We start from the raw sequence: 18,623 nt of genomic DNA, 5'->3' as shown, positions 1-18,623 counted from the left end.
ATTTGATCGTGGTCGGCGGCGTCGTCAGAACCAACATCACTTCGGTCTGGCACCGATACCCGGCGGATATCGATACGGTGGCCAGGTGGAGACCAGAGAGCTCCGGTACTTCGTCGCGGTGGCGGAAGAACTGCACTTCGGCCGCGCCGCCGACCGTCTCGGTATCGCCCAGCCGCCGTTGTCGCGGACGATCGCCCAGCTCGAACAACGGCTCGGCGTCGCGTTGCTGACCCGCACCAGTCGCAAGGTCTCGCTCACCGACGCGGGCGCGGTGCTGCTGGCCGAAGGCAGGGCGATCCTCGGGGCGGTGGCCGCGGCGGAGAGGCGCACCCGCACCGTCGAAAGGCCCTCGCTGGTGCTGGCCGCCAAGGCGGGTGGCTCCAGCGAACTGCTGGCGAAGCTGCTCGACGCCTACGCCGCCGAACCCGGTGCGGTCGCCGTCGACCTGCTGTTGTGCGAGGCCCACACCCGGCAACCGCTGCTCGACGGACGGGCGGACGTGGCGATCATGCACGAGCCGTACGACTCGACCGCGGGACTCGACGTCGAGCCACTGCGCACCGAGAGCCAGTTCGCGATCTTCGCGAGCTCGCACCCGCTGGCCGGCGCCGCGCGGTTGCGGATGGCCGACGTCATCGACCTGCCGGAACTCGCGCGCTGGCCGGAGCCCGACGGCTCCTACCTCGCGGGTACCGGCATGGAGGTGCACAACCTGACGCAGCTGTTCCAGATGATCGCGCTCGGTCGTGCGGTCGCGGTCATGCCGGAAGTCGTCCGCTCCGGCCTGCTCGAAGGCCTGGCCGCGGTACCGGTGGTGGACGCGCCGAAGGTGACGACGGTGATCGCGTGGCCGCCGCACAGCAGGTCGCGAGCGGTCGCCGACCTGGTCAGGGTCGCGACGGGGTTCAGCTGACCGGAGCGCGGCTCAGGATCACGGCGAGACCGAACGCGACGCCCATGATGGTCACCTCCAGGATCGCCCACTGCACGATCGCGGTGACCTTGTGCTGGGAGATCTTCGGCAGCAACCGCCACCGGATGTGCGCGCCGAGCACCGCGATCAGTCCCGCGCACACGGCCTTGCCCAGGAACAGCAGGCCGTAGCCGGTCGTGAACAGCGACTGCGGGAACGGCACGACGGGGTTGAGGATCAGTTCCAGCAACCCGTTGAACAGGCCCGTGACCGCGACGACGACCAGGCTGACGGTCGCGATCTTCGAGAACCTCGGCAGCGCGATCGCCAGCAGGCCCTTGCGGTAGGCGACCAGCGCCATCAACGCGCCGAGCCCGCCGGTCCACGCGGCGGCGCCCAGCACGTGCAGCTCCATGGAGACCATCGAGTAGTCGTGGTACTTCCAGTTGGAGGCGTGCCCGGTCACCGGGATCGGCAGCAGTCCGAACATCGAGACGAGAATCCGCAGCTCAGCGGGCACGGACTCGCCGCTGCGCACGGCCATCACACCGATGATCAGGTAGACGAACGCGCAGGACGCGCTGAACAGCAGGCCTTTTCCCGCGCCCACGTTCGCGATGTAGTCCACGGCGTTGCCGATGCTGACGTCACTGCCCGGCCGCAGCTCAGCGGCCTGCAGGACGATCGCCAGCAGGGCGGCGACCACCCAGACGGCGGCGGCGATCACCGCGGCCGGCCGGGCGAGCCGCATGACCGGTTCGGTGTGCGTCGGCCGGTCGAAGCCGAGCAGCTTCGGCAGGATCGACAGCCCGACGACGACCGTCGCCGAGATGTCGAGCAGCACCCGTGTGACCGGCAGGCCGTACCGGACCGCCGCCCCGGCGTCGACGACCCCGGCGACCACGACGGGTGGTGCCAGCACGAGGCCGAGCGCGATGCCTCCGAGTGCGCCGAACACGAGTCCGGCGAGCACGCGGTAGTGGGTGGGGGCGGCGGTCCGGACGTCGCTCATGCCTTCGCGCCTCCGCCACCGCGCAGGGCGAAGAACACGCCACCACCGAGCAGCACCACGGCGCCGACGATCCACACCCAGATGGGCAGGCCGTCGCTCGAACCCGAGTCACCGGACGTGGCGTCGTTCGTCGCCGCGGCAGGCGTGCCCGTGCCGTCCTTCGTGAGCGTGAACGTCAGCTCACCGGAGACGGGGTGCCCGTCCGCGGACAGGATGCGGTAGCCGATCTTGTACTCACCGGCCTTGCCCAGGGCGTTGACCTTCGCGGAGACCGCGGTGTCCTTGATCGTCGGGTCGCCCGCGACCTCGTAGTGGCCGCCGTTCGCGTCGACGACCGAGATCGCGTTGATGCCCTGGCCGCCCTGCACGTCCTGGTCGAACGTCAGCGTGACGGTCGACGGGCCGACCTCCAGCGAGGTCTTGTCCTTCGGGTCACTGCTGATCAGTGCGTTGTGAGCCGCCGCAGGGGCGGCCGTGGCGAGCACGGCCGCACCAGCGAACAGGAAAGCGATCAGAGCGCGCTTCATGCCTTGCGCCTCGAACGCAGGATCGCGCCGACACCGAAGCCGAGGCCGAGCGCACCGACCGCCAGACCGGCGCCACCGAGGTAGCGGGCGGTCTTGTCGGAACCGGCAACGGACGCCTCGTGCGTCTCGGTGCTGTTGGCGGCCGGGGTCGTGCCGTGGCCGTGATCGTCACCGGCGGCGGCCTTCGGGGCGAGCTTCAGCGCGGGCGCCGGGTGCTCCGGCTCCTTGCCGTCCGCACCGGCGGCCTGGGCCCAGTCCACGACCTCGCCGTTCTCGTAGGTCTGCTTGGTCGGGAGTTCGAGCTTGTCCTTGCCCTCCGGCAGCGTGCCGATGGCGACGAAGAACTCCTGGTACTCGTTGACGTTGATCTTCACACCGGGCTCGGCGGTCCAGGTGATCGTCTTGAACGCCTCGGTGACCTCCTTGCCGGCGAGCGTCACGGGCTTGTCGAGCTTGCCCTTGACGACCTCGGCCTTCCAGCCGGCCAGCGGCTTGGTGCGCACCGACGTGAGCGGCGTGTCCTGCGGCAGCGTCACTTCGATCTTGGTGGTGCCGGCGTTGTCACGCTCGTTCGGGACGCGGAACGCGAAGGTGGCGCGGCCACCCTGGGTGAACTCCGCGGGCTGGGCGCTGACGTGCGCCGATGCGATGGTCGGCGTGCCGAGCACGGCGAATCCGGCAACGGCGAGAACGGCGAGCGTGCGCACGCCAAATCGATTTGTAGACATGAAGTTGTGGCTCCTGATGCCAAAGGGGTCTGCAGAGGGATACGGATGATCAGGAGTCACAGGGCGGCCCGCGCCGCCCATTCGCCCGCGACAACTCCAGGTGGTGCGCGTTCTGGAGGTACGGCGTGCGGGGGAACGTCCGCATCGGCGTGGAGACCGGCAGCGGCGTGAGCCTGCGGGGGATCAGGCGGGTGACGGCGGCGAACAGCCTGAACAGGGCGTTCTCGGCGTGGAACAGCAACAGCCCGGTCAGCGTCGCGGCCACGAGGTGCGCCACGAACATCTGGCCGGTCAGCGTGTTGGTGTGCTCGTGGTTGACCCAGGTCAGCAGCAGGTGCTGAGCGAGCTGGGCCGTGCCGAGCCCGGCGATGACCGAGAGCCGTCCGGTGCGCTTGTCGGCCAGTGACGCCGCCGCGAACGCGATCAGCGCCACCAGTGGCAGCGCGTGGATGAACTCGGAGATCTCGCCGCCGCCCAGCCCGTGGGCGGTGATCGTGAGCGCGGCGGACGTCAGCGCGAGTGCGGCACCGCGAAGGGTGCGCAACTCACTCGTCCGTGTGCTCACGAGGGTGAGGGTAATCGGAGGAGTTTGGCCCGGTCTATGAGTGGGTATCTAGGGCCGCATGACCGTTCAATGCGACAAGCCGGGCCGTACCGACCGGGTTGTGTTCGGCGTTGCCGCAGGTCTCACGCTTGCGTTCGTGACCTGGGGAATCGTCGGTACCGAGAGTTTGGCGTCTGCCTCGAAGGCGGCGCTCGGCTGGATCATCCAGCATCTGGGCTGGGCTTTTGTGCTCTCCGCCACCGGCTTCGTGGTCTTCGCGCTGTGGCTCGCGTTCAGCCGTTACGGCAAGATCCCGCTCGGTCAGGACGACGAGAAACCCGAGTTCAAGACCGTGTCCTGGGTCGCGATGATGTTCAGCGCGGGCATGGGCATCGGGCTGATGTTCTACGGCGTCAACGAGCCTCTGACGCACTTCGTGAAGCCGCCACCCGGTTCCGACGGAGATCCGTTGGAGACCGCGATGGCGACCACGCTGTTCCACTGGACGCTGCACCCGTGGGCGATCTACGCCATCGTCGGCATCGCCATCGCCTACAGCAGCTTCCGCCGGGGCCGGTCCTCGCTGATCAGCTCGGCCTTCGCTCCGCTGCTGGGCAAGCGCGCCGCCTCCGGCTGGGGCCGTGCGATCGACGTCATGGCGATCTTCGCGACCCTGTTCGGCTCGGCCGCCTCCCTCGGTCTCGGTGCCCTGCAGATCGGGAGCGGGCTGGAGGCGGCCGGCTGGGCCGGTGACGTCGGCAAGGGCGTCCTGGTCGCGATCATCGCGATCCTGACCGTGGCGTTCGTCGCGTCCGCCGTCTCGGGGGTCGCCAAGGGCATCCAGTGGCTTTCGAACATCAACATGGTGCTGGCCGTGGTGCTGGCGCTGTTCCTGTTCGTCGTGGGCCCGACCGTGTTCATCCTGAACCTGCTGCCCACCGCACTCGGCGACTACTTCCGCGAGCTCGCGACGATGGCCGGCCGCACCGCCGCCTCCGGTGGCGACGCGACCGAGACCTGGCTGTCCGGCTGGACGATCTTCTACTGGGCGTGGTGGATCTCGTGGACGCCGTTCGTCGGCATGTTCATCGCACGCATCTCGCGTGGCCGCACGATCAAGCAGTTCGTCGCCGGCGTGATCCTGGTGCCGTCAGCGGTGTCGCTGGTGTGGTTCGCGATCCTGGGCGGCACGGCCATCTTCGAGCAGCGCAACGGCGTCGACCTCGCCGGTCAGTCCACTCCGGAATCGCAGTTGTTCTCGCTGCTGGACCAGTTCCCGCTGGCCGCCGTCGCCGGGGTCGTCGTGATGCTCCTGGTGGCGATCTTCTTCGTGTCCGGGGCCGACGCCGCGTCGATCGTGATGGGAACGCTCTCGCAGGAGGGCACCATCCGGCCGACGAAGCCCGTGGTGGTCTTCTGGGGTGTGGTGACCGGTGCCGTCGCGGCCGTGATGCTGCTGGTCGGCGGGTCCGATGCCCTGACAGGGCTGCAGAACCTGACGATCATCGCGGCGCTGCCGTTCATGGTCGTGATGATCGGGCTCTGCGTGTCACTGGCCAAGGACCTGCGCTCCGACCCGATGATCAGGCGCGAGGAACGGGTCGCCGAGGTGATGGAGGAGGTCACCGCGCATCTCGACCCCGGTCAGGTGGTCGAGGAGGCGGCGGTCAGGGCCGTGGCCGAGGTGACCGGCAGGAAACCGGACGTCAGCGCACGTTCAGACGCCTGAGCAACTCCTGCTCCAGAATCTCCAGATCAGTCCCGACGGCCCGGTGCGCTGCTTTGCGCCGGGCCGTCGGCATGCGCTCGGACGCGCGCACCGCCGCGAGGAGCTGAGCGAGTCGCGCCTCGGTCTTCGAAACCCAATCGGAATCAGTTGCCCGCAATGTCTCCATCGACTCGGAGAAGCCGACAATTCGCGCGTGCAGCCGTGCGCCGTATCCGGAGTACTTGCCGATGTCGGCGACGTCGATACCGAGCCGACGGGCCCGATAGCGGTCGTACTGCTCGCTCAAAACCCCAGCTCCGCGGGCGATCACGGGGGCCAGCACCGGAATGAGCGCGGGGGCCACCACCTTCGCGACACCGACCAGGCTCTTGGCCCTGCTGGGCGTGAAGCCGGCCTTCGCTTTGCGCGCCATTCGGGTACACCTCCTCCGTCACGTGAAACTTACTGCCCAGGTTGCCGACACATCTCCCCGACGCGCGACATACCCTCATCCTGTGACTTCCCAGGTGCAGCTAGACGCCGGCGTGGTCACTCGTTGTCGGCGGCGGGTGCACCTCGAAAACGATCCGGACATGCGCGACGTTCCCAAGGCGGCGCCAGATCCGGCTTCGGAACAACGGAAAGCGGACGCGACCAACCATCGGCGTGCGGTGGCGGACGCGCTCGGCAGGATCGTCGGCTCGAACCTCTTCGAGGTGCCGAGCGGGCCCGATGTGCGCAGCGCGGACCGGGAACGGGTGACGCTCGCGGCGATGGAGATGGGCGCCCAGTACATCTGGGGCGCCGCCCTGCCCCGTGATCCACGCGGCGGCCGTCGTGGCGGAATCGACCTGCTGGTCAAGGATTCCTCCGGCTACGTGCCGGTGCTCGTGGTCCGGCACAAGATCACCGATCCCGGCCAGGGCGCCCGCACGAGCCCGTTGACGATGCCGTTGCCCGACGGCAGCCGCACGGACCCGCATCGCAAGGTCCGTCCCCAGCCTCGTGATCAGCTGCGGCTGGCCCACGCGCAACGGCAGCTGCAGGCCGCCGGGTACGCGCGCAACGGCCGCGCCACGGGGGGCGTGATCGGCATGGACGCCGACGTGGTGCTGTGGCACGACCTGGAGGCGCCGACGTGGCCGGGCGGACGCAACGCGCTGGCCGAGTACGACGCCCGGTTCAGCGACCGGCTGGCCGTGGCGCTGGCGGCGGCGAACGAGCGGGAGCCACTCGCCCGGCCGTCGCGGATCGTCGACTGCAAGACGTGCCCGTGGTGGCCCACCTGCGACAACGATCTCAAGCAGGGCCGGGACGTCAGCCTCGTCGTGCGCGGCGAGGACGCGGTGGCGTTGCGGAAGATCGGCCTGTCCACTGTGGACGACCTGGCCGAGCTCGATCCTGCGGCCGTGGGTCCGATCCAGCTCGTCGGCATGCCGTTCGGGGACGCCGTGGTGCTGGCGCGGGCGTGGCTGCGCGACCTGACGCTGGTGCGTCGCGTACCCGAGATGAACGTGCCGCGCGCGGACGTCGAGGTCGACGTCGACATGGAGAGCTTCGGCGATCTCGGCGCGTACATGTGGGGCTGCCTGCTGTCCGGAAAGGACATCGACGAGGAGCACGGTTACCGCGCCTTCGTCACGTGGGACCCGCTGCCGTGCGACGACGAGGCGCGGTCGTTCGCCGAGTTCTGGACCTGGCTGACCGGGATCCGGTTGCGGGCCAAGGCGCGCGGGCTGTCGTTCCGCGCCTACTGCTACAACGAGCTGGCCGAGAACCGCTGGCTGCTGGCGTCGGCGGAACGGTTCGCGGGCAAGCCCGGCATTCCGACCGTGGCGCAGATCAAGGAGTTCATCAACTCGGACTCGTGGGTCGACCTGTTCGGCATCGTCCGCGAGCAGTTCCTGTGCGCGCACGGCAAGGGCCTGAAGGTCATCGCGCCGGTGGCGGGGTTCTCGTGGCGCGATCCCGAGGCCGGCGGCGAGAACTCCATGCGCTGGTACCGGTCCGCGGTCGGGATGAACGGCGACGTGCTCGACACCGATCAGCGGCAGCGGTTGCTGGAGTACAACGAGGACGACGTCCGGGCCACCCATCGCCTGCGCGAGTGGATGACCTCGGACGCCATGTCGCGTCTGCCCTTCGCAGGAGAGCTTTAGCGGGGTGCCATGCGGAGAGCGCCGTCCATGCGGATGACCTCTCCGTTCAGGTAGTCGTGCTCGATGATCGAGAGCGCGAGCTGCGCGTACTCGGACGGCTGGGCCAGGCGCTTCGGGAACGGCACGCCGGCGGCGAGACCCGCGCGGAACTCGTCGGAGACCGTAGCGAGCATCGGGGTGTCGACGATGCCGGGCGCGATGGTGAGCACGCGGATGCCGACGTTGCTCAGGTCGCGGGCGGCCGGCAGGGTCATGCCGACGACGCCGCCCTTGGACGAGGCGTAGGCGACCTGGCCGATCTGGCCGTCGAACGCGGCGATCGACGCGGTGTTGATGATGACGCCGCGGGCGCCGTGCTCCAGCTCCTCGGTCTTGCCCATGGCCGCGGCGGCCAGGCGCAGGACGTTGAACGAGCCGATCAGGTTGACCTCGATGATCTTGCGGTAGAGGTCGAGGTCGTGCGGGCCGGTCTTGCCGACGGTGCGAGACGACGGGCCGATGCCCGCGCAGTTCACCGTGATGCGCAGCGGGGCGCCGGAACCGGCCGCGGTGTCGACGGCGGCCTGGACCTCTTCGCCCGAGGTCACGTCGGCGGCCAGGTAGGTGACGTTCTCGACCGCGTCGGCGTTCGCGATGGCGCTCGGCAGGTCGAGAGCGAAAACCTGCGCTCCACGCGCCGCCAGCGCACGTGCGGTCGCGCCGCCGAGACCGGACGCGCCACCGGTGACGATGGCCGCGGTACCCGAGATCTCCATGCCTTCATCCTCCTCGAAGCGAACTGCTCGCGAGGAGGTTAACGCTCGTTACCTCGAACTCAACGGTCGGTCCAGTGGAGCAGGGCCACCAACGGCACCGCTGCCACGAGCGCGAGGCCGATGAAGATCGTCGCGACACCCAGAATTCCCATGCCTAGAACTGTGCCGTTCGACGGTGTTCGAAACATCGGCCGCGCCGGTAGACCTCTGGTAGGAGATCTGTCACCGTCCGCTACGACCAAAGTCGTACCCGTATCAGGGTCTGCTCCGTTCGGGTGTGGGGCATGCGTCACTTGGAGTCACACAATATAGTTAGCCTCGCGTACCTTTATTTCTGTGTTCACCACGCGCCCCGAACTCGTCGGCACCTTCGGCATGGTCGCTTCGACCCACTGGCTGGCCTCCGCGTCGGCCATGGCGGTGCTGGAGGACGGCGGCAACGCCTTCGACGCCGCCGTGACCGCCGGTTTCGTGTTGCAGGTGGTGGAACCGCACCTCAACGGCCCCGGCGGCGAGGTGCCGATCATCTTCTCGGCCGCGGGAGCGGCCCCGCGCGTGCTCTGCGGCCAGGGCGTGGCGCCCGCCGGAGCGTCGATCGAGCACTACACGGACCTGGGTCTTTCGCTGGTGCCCGGCAGTGGGCTGCTGGCCGCGACGGTGCCCGGCGCGTGGGACGGCTGGCTCACTCTGCTGCGTGACCACGGCACCAAGTCGTTGCGCGACGTGCTCGACCGGGCGATCGGCTACGCCCGCGACGGCTTCCCGCTGGTCGAACGCGCCGCACACACCATCGGACTCGTCTCGGACCTCTTCCGCGACCACTGGCCGACGTCCGCCGCGCAGTGGATGCCCGACGGCGTCCTGCCGGCTCCCGGCGGCCGGTTCCGCAACCCGAAGCTCGCTGACACCTGGGAGTGGCTGCTGGCCGCGGCCGAGGCAGCCGGCTCCGACCGCGAGGCGCAGATCGAGGCCGCGCGCCGGGCCTGGTCGCAGGGATTCGTCGCGGCGCAGATCGACGAGTTCTGCCGTTCGGAGTTCCGCGACGACTCCGGTCGTGACCACGCGGGAGTGCTGACCGGTGCCGACATGGCGTCGTGGGAGGCGTCGTACGAGGACGCGGTCGTCGCCGACTTCGGCGAGTGGTCGCTCGTCAAGGCAGGCGCGTGGACGCAGGGACCCGTTCTCGCGCAGCAGCTGCGGTTGCTGGAGGGCTACGACCTGTCCTATGTGGACGGCAAGCCCACCGCGGAGACCGTGCACCTCGCCGTCGAGGCCGCGAAGCTGGCGTTCGCCGACCGCGAGGCCTGGTACGGCGACGTTCCGGACGTGCCGCTGGAGACCCTGCTGTCGCGCGCCTACGCCACCGATCGCCGTGCGCTGATCTCCGACTCAGCGTCCCTCGAACTTCGGCCGGGCTCGCCCGACGGCCGGAAACCGCTGCTGCCCCAGCACATCATCAGCGGGCCGTCGACGTCGATCTCCGATCCGACCGGTGCGATCGGCGAACCGACCGTGGAACGCTCCGGCGTGACGCGCGGCGACACCGTGCACGTGGACGTCGTGGACCGCTGGGGCAACATGGTCTCCGCGACCCCGTCCGGCGGCTGGCTGCAGTCCTCGCCGACGATCCCGTCGCTCGGCTTCTGCCTGGGCAGCCGCGCCCAGATGTTCTGGCTGGACGAGGATCTGCCGAACTCACTGGCCCCCGGCAAGCGCCCGCGGACCACGCTGTCGCCGTCGATGGCGTTGCGCGACGGCCGTCCCGCGCTGGCGTTCGGCACCCCCGGCGGCGATCAGCAGGACCAGTGGCAGCTCGGCTTCTGGCTGGCGCACCGCGCGGGCCTGAACCTGCAGGAGGCGATCGACTCGCCGATGTGGCACTCGAACGCGTTCCCGAGCTCGTTCTACCCGCGGGCCTGGACGCCGGGCGAACTCGTCATCGAGTCCCGCGTCGGCGTGGACGTCCTGGATGCGTTGCGATCGCGTGGCCACCAGGTCGTGGACGCCGGCGAGTGGACGCTCGGCCGGATGTCCGCCGTGGCGAGGGATGCCTTCGACGCACTGCTGCGCGCCGGCGCGAACGCCCGCGGCGCGCAGGGCTACGCGGCAGGCCGGTAGTTCTAGCCGCCGATGATCCTGGTGCCGTCGTGGATCATCTCCACGTTGCCACCGAAGTTGTGCAGCGTGCTGACCCCGGCGCTGTCGCCGAACTCGCTGACCTTGCCGATCGGGTCGGCGTCGGGAAGCTGCGGCGCGGCACTCGCGGTGCCCGCCATCGCAGCGATCGCACCCGCGGCGATACCGGCGGAAGCGACGATCTTCTTGATGCCCAAGACGGTCCGCTCCTACAAAAGTGGAACGGCGCCCGATTCGAGGGGGAGGGAATCGGGCGCCGCCCCGGCCAGGAAGTGCTGGTCGGTCAGATCAGATGCCGATGGACGCGGCACCGGTCGGCACGCCGGCCGGCTCGTTCAGGCCGAGCAGCGTGGAGGCCGGCAGGCCCGTCGCGCCGGCGTCGACGTTCTCGACGAGCGCGTTGACGTCCGCGTCCTGCGCGTTGATCGCCTGGATCTTGCCCGTGGCGTCGGCGGTGTTGACGTGCGCGAGGTCGCCTGCCTGCGCGATGTCGCCCAGCTGGCCACCCAGGTCGGGTGCGGTGTGAGCGGCGGCGGACCCGGTGTCCGCGTGTGCGATACCACCCAGGCCGAGCATGACGGTAGCGCTGCCGAGGGCAACAGCGGCCCCCGCGACGGTCTTCCTGAGGTTCATGGGCGCGAACGTTTCTGGGTCCGGGCCCTCTACATCAAGCTGCGTAACTCAGGCGAGGGAAGTTCTTCATCCTTTGGGGGTACGCCACTCGATTCCGACCGTGCAAACCCGATCCTGGCCCCGCCACACGGATATCGCGTACGCGCCTGTTCTCGTTCCAGCCCGGGACATGAAGTCGTGCGCGCACTCCAGCGTGTACCGGCGGCGCCAGTCGTCGCCTTTCTTTATGTACCAACCGTGGTCGACGACCTCTTCGGTGTGTTCGAGGACCAGGGCGCCGCCGGGGAGGCGGCGGTGGTACTCGATGCGATGGAAGTGGTCCATGACCAGCACGTTCCTCACCGCACCCGGCGAGTGAGAATCTCATTTTCCGGATCTTGACCGTAACGTTTGGGCCGTGGCTGAACCCACGTTCCGGCAAAGGCGCCTCGGCGAGGCGCTCAAACTGCTGCGCGAACGAGCCGGGCTGAGTCAGCGTGAGGCTGCCGACCGGATCGACTACAACGTTCCGAAGCTCAGCCGCATCGAGAACGGCCAGGTGCCGGACGTCCACGCGTTGCGCACGATGCTCGACGTGTACGGCGTGATAGGCGACGAGTTGGAGCCCTACCTGGAGATGTGGAAACTGGCCAAGGAGAAGGGCTGGTGGAAGCAGTACCGGCTGGAAGATCAGGGTTACATCAGTTTGGAGCACGACGCCTCGGCGGTGCGGGAGTTCCAGCCGAACTACATCCCGGGGATGATCCAGAGCAAGGGGTACATGCGGACGCTGTTCGCCGGATCGCGGTCTCAGCGCTCGAAGAAGTGGATCGATGACCAGATCGCCATACGTGAGCGCAGGCAGAAGCGTCTCGCCGGCGACAACCCGTTCTCCTACCACGCGATCATCACCGAAGCGGCGCTCCGGTATGCGGACCAAGATCAACTCATCCACATCAAGAAGGTCGGCCTGCTACCGAACGTCACCATTCAGGTCGTATTGGACATCGCAGGACTGCACGACGGACACAACGGCGGCTTCAATCTGCTGGACTTTCCGTACAGCGGAGACCCGAAGATCCTCTACGTCGAGCACGTCGGCGGATCGCTTCACATCGACGATCCAGCACGCGTGAAAGCCACTATCCTTACCTTCAAGCACCTCTCGAAGCTGGCGTTGACTCACGAGGAGTCCGCAGCGTGGATCGAGAGGCTGGCTGCCGAGAGGTAGGGGTCCAAGTGTCTGTTGTGTGGCGCAAGAGCAGCCGCAGCAACAACGGCGGAAACGGAAGCTGCGTCGAGATTGCGCTGAACGGCTCAGCCGCGCGCGTGCGCGACTCCAAGAGCCGAACGAGTTCGGTTGTCGCCGCGCCCCAGTGGGCAGCGTTCATCAGCGCCGTAAAGCGCGGCGACTTCGAAAACAACTGACGGCCGGCCCTAGGCGATAGCCCCCGGCGGCAACTTCAGCTTGAACGGCAGCGTCGTCACGACAGCCAGGTCGGACGCGGTCGCCTTCATCAACGAGGGTGCGTTGCGCGCGCCGGGCTCAGGCAGGTCCAGCAGCCTGTCCACGGCCTCGACCAACGGGCCCTCGTAGATCCACACGGCCTGGGCCGGCCTGGCCGAGTCGCGAACCGCCGGCAGACGTCCTGCGCGCGCTTCCGTCTCCGACCAGAACAGGATCGAGTCGATGAAGCCTCTGCGCTGCTTGAACGCCATGATCCGGTCGAGCTGCCCGGCGTCGTCCCTCAGGTGGAGGAACTGAAAGCCACTCTCGCGCAGCTCGATGACCTTGTTCAGTGCGTGGTCCATGGCGCACCTACCCCTGTGAGGTCCCCTTCGGGTGACTGATCAGTCATACGACCCGAAAGGATCGTACGGTAAGTCAACGTTCCGCCGTAAGACGTACTCCGAACGAGTATCTCAATTGGCGGACGTTTGTGGCGCAGGGTAATCGTTGGCCTTCTTGGAAGAGGAAACGGCCAGGAGGACCGCTACGGTTCGCACCAAGAACGCCAAACCGCCCAATGTGACTAACGTCACGGTGATCAACATGTGTCGCCTCCGGGTGGTGACTTACACAAGTAGTAGACGTGTAGCACTGCCGGAAGGTTGTACGTACCCGCCACGCCGACAGCGCGTGGTCGGGCAGAATCCCAGGCGTGGACTTCGAGGTCGTGAAGAAGCAGGCTCTGGACTTCAGGCAAGAGCTGCTCACGCGCAAGGAACAACTACAGGTCGACTTCGACTGGTACCCGTACGACACGATGGCGAACATCTTCCACCTCGACGCCATGCTGACCGGCCCACGCAGAGACCTGTTCGCGCAGGTCGCGGGTGGCACGGTCGCGGACATCGGAGCGGCGGACGGCGACTTCGCCTTCTTCCTGGAGCAGCGGCTCGGGTGCGCCGTCGACCTGATCGACAACCCGCCGACGAACTACAACGGGGTGCGCGGCGCGCGGCGGATGCGCGAGGAGCTCGCGTCGGAGGTGCAGATCCACGAGATCGACCTCGACACCCAGTTCAGGCTGCCGCGAGACCACTACGACCTCGTGTTCTTCCTGGGGATCCTGTACCACCTGAAGAACCCGTACTACGTGCTCGAGGAGCTGGCGAAGCGCGTCGACCGCCTGGTGGTGTCGACGAGGATCGCGCAGCTCTCGCCGGATCACGGGACCGACTTCGCGCACCTGCCGGTGGCCTATCTGCTCCACCCGGCCGAGGCCAACAACGACTCCACCAACTTCTGGATCTTCTCCGAGGCCGGCCTTCGCCGGATCTTCGAGCGGACCGGGTGGACGGTCGAGGACTACGTCAGCGTGGGAGCCACGGAAGGTTCCGACCCCGCACACGCCGACCGTGACGAACGAGCCTTCGCCCTGTTGCGAAGCACCCGCCGATGAAAGGCGCTGGAGACAGATTCATGGAGCTGGATCGCCGGATCGAGTGGACCGGGGAGCGCTGCGTCCCGTGGACCGAGGACACGCAGGTGGTGTACGAGCACTACCACCGCTACGCGCTCGCGAGGGATCTCGTCGCCGGAAAGCGGGTCCTCGACCTCGCCAGTGGTGAGGGCTATGGCGCGGCCATGCTCGCCGAGGCGGCCTCGGAGGTCGTCGGGGTCGACATCGACGCACCGTCGGTCGAGCACGCGCAGCTGAACTACGGCGGCGCCACGCTGAGGTTCGTCGTCGGATCCATCACCGACCCCGCGGTGCTGGCCGAGGCGGGGCAGTTCGACGTGATCACCTGCTTCGAGGCGATCGAGCACGTCACGGATCACGCCGGGTTGATGGAGCTGGTCCGCGCACGGCTGGCGCCCGGCGGTCTGCTGGTGATCAGCACGCCGGACACCGAGGTCTACAGCCACCAGCACGACAACTGCAACGAGTTCCACCTCAAGGAACTCACCGAGCGCGAGTTCGGCGAGCTGTTGAAGGCGGACTTCGCCAACGTCGCGATGTTCCGGCAGAACGTCGCCGTCGGCTCGGTCATCACGGCGACCGGCACCCGCGAGGGCGCGGTCAGCGCGCACACGGCGAGGCCGAACGGCGACACGTGGTCGGTCGAGCGCGGTCTGCCGCACACCTACCTGTTCGCGGTGGCCTCGCAGGGCTCACTGCCGGCGCTGCCCGCGGCCGCGATCATGCTCGACCCCGAGCTGACGCTGGTGCAACGCAGCGTCGGCCAGCTGCGCGCGCTGTACGAGGCCAACAGGGCGGAGGTCGAGCAGCTCAAGTCGACGATCCAGACCCTGGAGCAGCACCGCCAGGCCGAGGAGCGGGACAAGCTGTCCGCGCTGGAGTCGGTGGCGGAATCGCGCGTCGAACGCGAGCGCCTCTCCGCCGAGTTGAATCAGGCGTTGCGCAACGCCGACCGGTCGGCGGCCGTCATCGAGTGGATGCAGGACTCGGCCAGCGTGCTCGAGCAGCGTGCGATTCGGGCCGAGGCCGAGGTGCAGCGGCTGTCCAGGCAGGTCGACGAGCAGAACGTCCTGGTGCAGCGCGCGCTCGGCAAGTACCGCAACGTCATCGAGAAGGTGGCACCGCGCGGCGGCACGTTGCGTGACACCTACGAAAGGGCTCTCGGGCGGCAGCCGGGCGTCGTGCCACACACGCCTGCCGAGCCGCGAACGCCCGTCGCCGTGCACACCAGTGACAAGCCGCTGGTCAGCATCATCATCCCGGTGCACGGCAAGTGGTCGTACACGCGGCAGTGTCTGCTGAGCATCAACAGCGTGCACTCCACTGTGCCGTTCGAGGTCATCGTGGTCGATGACGCTTCACCGGACGACAGCGCGGAGAAGCTCGCGGCGTGCACCGGCGTCCGGCTGGTCCGCACACCGCGCAACCTGGGGTTCATCGGCGCCTGCAACCTCGGCGCCGAGAAGGCGCGTTCCGAGCTGCTCCTCTTCCTCAACAACGACACAGAGGTGACGTCCGGCTGGCTGGAGGCGCTGGTCGAGACCGTGAACTCGGACGACCGGATCGGCCTCGTCGGCGCCAAGCTGGTCTACCCGGACGGCACCCTGCAGGAGGCCGGCGGCATCATCTGGTCCGACGCGACAGGCTGGAACTACGGCCGCAACGGCGATCCGAACGACCAGGCCGTCAACGTCCTGCGCGACGTCGACTACTGCTCTGGCGCGGCGATCCTGGTCCGGCGTGACCTCTTCGAGCGGGTCGGCAGGTTCGACACGCGGTTCGCGCCCGCCTACTACGAGGACACCGACCTGGCGTTCGCGATCAGGGCCTCCGGGCACCGCGTGGTCGTGCAGCCGAAGTCCGTGGTGGTGCACCACGAGGGCATCTCGCACGGCAAGGACGTCAGCAGCGGCGTGAAGCGGCACCAGGAGCTCAACCGCACGGTGTTCGCGGAGAAGTGGGCGGACGCGCTCAGCCGCCAGTTGCCGGGCCCGAGCGAGGCGAACCTGTGGCTCGCCCGCCAGCGCGACCCGTTCGACCGCGGTGGCCCGCTGGTGCTGGTCATGGACCACCAGGTGCCGCTCACCAGGATGGACTCCGGGTCCGTGCGCATGCGCGCGGTGCTCGAGGAACTGGTCGGCCTCGGTTGCCGGGTCGTGTTCTTCCCCGCCAACTTCAGCGAGCACCAGCCGGACACCGATGAGCTCCGCCAGCTCGGCATCACGGTGCTGACCCAGAACGAGCGGCAGTGGCAGTTCCTGCGCGAGGTGGCCTCCGAGCTGTCGTTCGCGTTGCTGTCCCGGCCCAACGTCGCCTGGATCATGCTGGAGGAGCTGCGCACGCGGGCCCCGCAGTGCGTCATCGCCTACGACACCGTCGATCTGCACTTCCTCCGGTTGGAGCGGCAGGCAGCGGTGACCGAGCGCGACGGGGACGCCGAGAGCGCGCTCGGATTGCGCCGCAAGGCCGAGGCCGCGCGCGAGCTGGAGATCGGCCTGGTACGGGCGACCGACGTGACGTTCGTGGTGTCCGAGGCGGAGCAGAACCTGCTGGGACAACTGGTGCCGACCGCCGACGTGCGGGTGCTGTCCAACGTCCACACGGTCGACTGGACACCGGCCTCTGTGGACGGTCGCACCGACCTGGTGTTCATCGGCGGGTACGACCACCTGCCGAACCGGGACGCGGCGCAATGGCTGGCCAAGTCCATCATGCCGTTGGTGCGCAAGGAGATCCCGGACGCGACGCTGCGCATCGTCGGATCCAACCCGACGAAGGACGTGCAGGCTCTGCACGACGAGGACGCCGGTGTGGACGTCGTCGGGTTCGTCGACGACCTCGGTCCGGTGTACGCGCGGGCGCGGATCACCTTGGCACCGCTGCGCTACGGCGCCGGGGTGAAGGGCAAGATCGGGCAGAGCGTCAGCGAGGGTGTCCCGGTGGTGGGCACGACCCTGGCGCTGGAAGGCATGCACCTGGTGCCGGAGCAGGACGTGCTCGTCGGTGACACCGAGGAGGAGGTCGCCGGCGCGATCGTCCGGCTGATGCGGGACGACGACCTCTGGTACAGGCTTTCCGGTTCCGCGAAGGAGAAGGTCGCGGAACAGTTCGGTCCGCAGGCCGCCCGCGCGATGCTGGAAGGCTTGCTCAAGTAGTAGACGCACAAGGGCCCCGAGTCGCCTCGGGGCCCTTGTGCTGTCTGTGGATCAGGAACGCTCGTTCGAGTGCGACGCGCCGGCTACCGCACCGTCGGGGGAGCGAACTCGAGCTGGTCCTTCAGCAGCTGCTTGAACTGGGTCTCCGCCGAGCTGCCCGACTCGGAGGTGAAGACCTCCACGACGACTGCCTTGTTGTAGTAGACGTAAACCGCGCGCAGGACCTTCTTGTCGGGGTCCGTGACGACCTTGACGCCCTTGTACGCGAGGTCCTTGTTCTCCTTCAGCGCGGACTGGTCCGCCAGGTAACCCGCCACCACCTTGCTCGCCGCGGCCTGGTCCGTGACCGCCATGACGATGATGCTCAGGGTGTTCGCGCCGTCGGTCGTGGTGCTGAGCGTCGCCTGGGTCATCCCGCCGGCGGTGAGCGCCTCGGTGGTCTTGCCGACCAGCAGCTTCTGCGCCGCCAACTTCGGCAGGTCGAACTGCCCGCCTCCTGGCCGCTCGGTACCGGGCAGCGGACCGAAGACCGAGTCGGTGGTCGTGCCGGCGTCCGGCTTCTGGGCGGGCGGATCAGCGAGCGGCTTGACCGTCGGGGTGGCCGACGTCGAGGTCTGGCCGACCGGTGGCTGCGCCTGGTTGTCCTTCTTGCTGGTGAAGAAGAAATAGCCGCCGACGCCGAGGCCGGCCACGAGCAGCACGATGATCACGATGCCGACGATCTTCTTGCCCTTGCCGGACGACTTGCCGGCCGAGTCGAAGACCTCGGGACCCTGGTTCCACGACGGCTGCGCGAAGGAGTCCTGGTCGCCGCTCAGCCACGGCGGTGGCGGTGCGCTGGTCTGCCCGCCCTGCCAGCCGCCGCCCTGGGGGAACTGCTGTTGCGGTTGTGCGTAGTTCGGCTGGGGGAACCCGCCGCTGCCCGGCACCACCTGGGTGGCGTCCGGGTTGTTGTTGCCGCCGCCGCCGTTGACGGACACGACCTGGGTCTTGTCCGAGTTCTGCTGCGGCGCCTGCTGAACGGGCTGGGGACCTGACACCGGCTGGATGTACTGGGTCTTCTCCGACGGCGGCATCGCCTGCCACCGTGCCGGAGGGGCGACCGAGCCGGCGTCCTGCGGCGCACCGGTGTTGCCCGCCAAGATGCCGTCGCGGCGCTGCCGGTACTCATCGGCGGACACGCGGCCGCTCGCCAACTCGGCGTCGAGCTTCTGCAACTCGTCCTGCCAACTCACAGTAGCCCCCTGCCGATGCGCTCATCCTGAAAACACGTCATTGTCGCACCTGTTCACGAGTGACTTCGGGCTGAGGGTAGTTGTTCACCGCGACTCGATACCGACGGGTCGATGGTCCAGTTATCGACTCGTAGTGATGGCGGCGTACGGGTGTTTCAGATAGGCCGCTTGGACGTCCTGAACAGGTCTGACGAAGAACGCGGCCGTCGATG

At 68.2% G+C, this 18,623-nt stretch carries 19 protein-coding genes; 8 read left to right on the top strand and 11 right to left on the bottom strand.

Annotated elements, in window-relative coordinates:
- The first annotated feature begins 85 nt into the window (after positions 1 to 85).
- On the top strand, positions 86 to 913 hold the full coding sequence (locus tag ACIRG5_RS12160) for a LysR family transcriptional regulator (protein WP_402903898.1): 828 nt from the start codon (positions 86 to 88) through the stop codon (positions 911 to 913).
- On the opposite strand, the gene ACIRG5_RS12155 is transcribed toward ACIRG5_RS12160, so the two are convergent.
- The 4 genes from ACIRG5_RS12155 to ACIRG5_RS12140 form a co-directional block, all read right to left on the bottom strand.
- Positions 906 to 1,925 (bottom strand): copper resistance D family protein, encoded by a 1,020-nt coding sequence (locus tag ACIRG5_RS12155; RefSeq protein WP_402903895.1) that lies wholly within the window; start codon positions 1,923 to 1,925, stop codon positions 906 to 908. The genes ACIRG5_RS12160 and ACIRG5_RS12155 overlap by 8 nt on opposite strands.
- A complete protein-coding gene (locus tag ACIRG5_RS12150) occupies positions 1,922 to 2,452 on the bottom strand; it encodes a copper resistance CopC family protein (RefSeq protein WP_402903891.1) in 531 nt (176 codons plus the stop codon). The genes ACIRG5_RS12155 and ACIRG5_RS12150 overlap by 4 nt, the downstream gene beginning before the upstream one ends.
- The gene (locus ACIRG5_RS12145) at positions 2,449 to 3,159 is read right to left on the bottom strand and encodes a YcnI family protein (protein WP_402903888.1); all 711 of its coding nucleotides are present in this window, start codon (positions 3,157 to 3,159) and stop codon (positions 2,449 to 2,451) included. Before ACIRG5_RS12145 ends, ACIRG5_RS12150 begins: the two co-directional genes overlap by 4 nt.
- A gap of 70 nt (positions 3,160 to 3,229) precedes the next feature.
- Entirely contained in the window at positions 3,230 to 3,745 is a 516-nt protein-coding gene (locus tag ACIRG5_RS12140; RefSeq protein WP_402903885.1) for a hypothetical protein, read from the bottom strand.
- 58 nt (positions 3,746 to 3,803) lie between these two features.
- On the opposite strand from ACIRG5_RS12140, the gene ACIRG5_RS12135 reads away from it, so the two are divergent.
- Positions 3,804 to 5,453, top strand: coding sequence for a BCCT family transporter (locus ACIRG5_RS12135; protein ID WP_402903883.1), 1,650 nt, complete (start codon positions 3,804 to 3,806; stop codon positions 5,451 to 5,453).
- Here the strand turns inward: ACIRG5_RS12135 and ACIRG5_RS12130 are convergent.
- A complete protein-coding gene (locus ACIRG5_RS12130) occupies positions 5,431 to 5,865 on the bottom strand; it encodes a DUF6474 family protein (protein WP_402903881.1) in 435 nt (144 codons plus the stop codon). The two genes, ACIRG5_RS12135 and ACIRG5_RS12130, sit on opposite strands and share 23 nt — an antisense overlap.
- Positions 5,866 to 5,947: 82 nt before the next feature.
- Between ACIRG5_RS12130 and ACIRG5_RS12125 the strand changes: the two genes are divergently transcribed.
- Positions 5,948 to 7,591 carry a TM0106 family RecB-like putative nuclease gene (locus tag ACIRG5_RS12125; protein ID WP_402903878.1) on the top strand — a complete coding sequence of 548 codons (1,644 nt, stop codon included), beginning with the start codon at positions 5,948 to 5,950 and terminating at the stop codon, positions 7,589 to 7,591.
- Here ACIRG5_RS12125 and ACIRG5_RS12120 read toward each other — a convergent pair.
- A complete protein-coding gene (locus ACIRG5_RS12120) occupies positions 7,588 to 8,346 on the bottom strand; it encodes an SDR family NAD(P)-dependent oxidoreductase (RefSeq protein ID WP_402903875.1) in 759 nt (252 codons plus the stop codon). The two genes, ACIRG5_RS12125 and ACIRG5_RS12120, sit on opposite strands and share 4 nt — an antisense overlap.
- Before the next feature lie 336 nt (positions 8,347 to 8,682).
- On the opposite strand from ACIRG5_RS12120, the gene ACIRG5_RS12115 reads away from it, so the two are divergent.
- Positions 8,683 to 10,464: a gamma-glutamyltransferase family protein gene (locus ACIRG5_RS12115; protein WP_402903873.1), complete on the top strand. Its 1,782-nt coding sequence runs from the start codon at positions 8,683 to 8,685 to the stop codon at positions 10,462 to 10,464.
- 2 nt (positions 10,465 to 10,466) lie between these two features.
- Here the strand turns inward: ACIRG5_RS12115 and ACIRG5_RS12110 are convergent, their stop codons facing one another.
- From ACIRG5_RS12110 to ACIRG5_RS12100, 3 genes are all read right to left on the bottom strand, one after another.
- Positions 10,467 to 10,679, bottom strand: a complete 213-nt coding sequence (locus ACIRG5_RS12110) for a hypothetical protein (RefSeq protein ID WP_402903870.1) — start codon at positions 10,677 to 10,679, stop codon at positions 10,467 to 10,469.
- Between the two features lie 91 nt (positions 10,680 to 10,770).
- Positions 10,771 to 11,115 carry a hypothetical protein gene (locus ACIRG5_RS12105; RefSeq protein WP_402903867.1) on the bottom strand — a complete coding sequence of 115 codons (345 nt, stop codon included), beginning with the start codon at positions 11,113 to 11,115 and terminating at the stop codon, positions 10,771 to 10,773.
- Positions 11,116 to 11,181: 66 nt separating this feature from the next.
- A complete protein-coding gene (locus ACIRG5_RS12100; protein WP_402903865.1) occupies positions 11,182 to 11,457 on the bottom strand; it encodes a hypothetical protein in 276 nt (91 codons plus the stop codon).
- A gap of 55 nt (positions 11,458 to 11,512) precedes the next feature.
- On the opposite strand from ACIRG5_RS12100, the gene ACIRG5_RS12095 reads away from it, so the two are divergent.
- Both ACIRG5_RS12095 and ACIRG5_RS12090 read left to right on the top strand, forming a co-directional pair.
- A complete protein-coding gene (locus tag ACIRG5_RS12095; protein ID WP_402903862.1) occupies positions 11,513 to 12,325 on the top strand; it encodes a helix-turn-helix domain-containing protein in 813 nt (270 codons plus the stop codon).
- 8 nt (positions 12,326 to 12,333) lie between these two features.
- The gene (locus ACIRG5_RS12090) at positions 12,334 to 12,522 is read left to right on the top strand and encodes a DUF397 domain-containing protein (RefSeq protein ID WP_402903859.1); all 189 of its coding nucleotides are present in this window, start codon (positions 12,334 to 12,336) and stop codon (positions 12,520 to 12,522) included.
- Positions 12,523 to 12,531: 9 nt separating this feature from the next.
- Here ACIRG5_RS12090 and ACIRG5_RS12085 read toward each other — a convergent pair whose 3' ends face one another.
- Positions 12,532 to 12,906: a hypothetical protein gene (locus ACIRG5_RS12085; RefSeq protein WP_093594958.1), complete on the bottom strand. Its 375-nt coding sequence runs from the start codon at positions 12,904 to 12,906 to the stop codon at positions 12,532 to 12,534.
- A gap of 350 nt (positions 12,907 to 13,256) precedes the next feature.
- On the opposite strand from ACIRG5_RS12085, the gene ACIRG5_RS12080 reads away from it, so the two are divergent.
- The gene (locus tag ACIRG5_RS12080) at positions 13,257 to 14,000 is read left to right on the top strand and encodes a class I SAM-dependent methyltransferase (protein ID WP_402903856.1); all 744 of its coding nucleotides are present in this window, start codon (positions 13,257 to 13,259) and stop codon (positions 13,998 to 14,000) included.
- A gap of 20 nt (positions 14,001 to 14,020) precedes the next feature.
- Positions 14,021 to 17,176: a glycosyltransferase gene (locus ACIRG5_RS12075; RefSeq protein ID WP_402903853.1), complete on the top strand. Its 3,156-nt coding sequence runs from the start codon at positions 14,021 to 14,023 to the stop codon at positions 17,174 to 17,176.
- 83 nt (positions 17,177 to 17,259) lie between these two features.
- Here ACIRG5_RS12075 and ACIRG5_RS12070 read toward each other — a convergent pair whose 3' ends face one another.
- On the bottom strand, positions 17,260 to 18,411 hold the full coding sequence (locus tag ACIRG5_RS12070; protein ID WP_402903850.1) for a DUF1707 domain-containing protein: 1,152 nt from the start codon (positions 18,409 to 18,411) through the stop codon (positions 17,260 to 17,262).
- Positions 18,412 to 18,623: the final 212 nt, after the last annotated feature.

Origin of the sequence: Lentzea sp. NPDC102401, assembly GCF_044765805.1 — a bacterium.
Lineage (GTDB): Bacteria > Actinomycetota > Actinomycetes > Mycobacteriales > Pseudonocardiaceae > Lentzea > Lentzea sokolovensis.
The sequence above is the reverse complement of the archived record's forward strand: the minus strand, read 5'-3'. Positions and strand labels throughout refer to the sequence as shown.

Bases quoted from the DNA above. Each gene is read 5' to 3' on its own strand.
- ACIRG5_RS12155 (WP_402903895.1), bottom strand. From the start codon at position 1,925: ATGAGCGACGTCCGGACCGCCGCCCCCACCCACTACCGCGTGCTCGCC.
- ACIRG5_RS12150 (WP_402903891.1), bottom strand. From the start codon at position 2,452: ATGAAGCGCGCTCTGATCGCTTTCCTGTTCGCTGGTGCGGCCGTGCTC.
- ACIRG5_RS12135 (WP_402903883.1), top strand. From the start codon at position 3,804: ATGACCGTTCAATGCGACAAGCCGGGCCGTACCGACCGGGTTGTGTTC.
- ACIRG5_RS12130 (WP_402903881.1), bottom strand. From the start codon at position 5,865: ATGGCGCGCAAAGCGAAGGCCGGCTTCACGCCCAGCAGGGCCAAGAGC.
- ACIRG5_RS12120 (WP_402903875.1), bottom strand. From the start codon at position 8,346: ATGGAGATCTCGGGTACCGCGGCCATCGTCACCGGTGGCGCGTCCGGT.
- ACIRG5_RS12105 (WP_402903867.1), bottom strand. From the start codon at position 11,115: ATGAACCTCAGGAAGACCGTCGCGGGGGCCGCTGTTGCCCTCGGCAGC.
- ACIRG5_RS12085 (WP_093594958.1), bottom strand. From the start codon at position 12,906: ATGGACCACGCACTGAACAAGGTCATCGAGCTGCGCGAGAGTGGCTTT.
- ACIRG5_RS12075 (WP_402903853.1), top strand. From the start codon at position 14,021: ATGGAGCTGGATCGCCGGATCGAGTGGACCGGGGAGCGCTGCGTCCCG.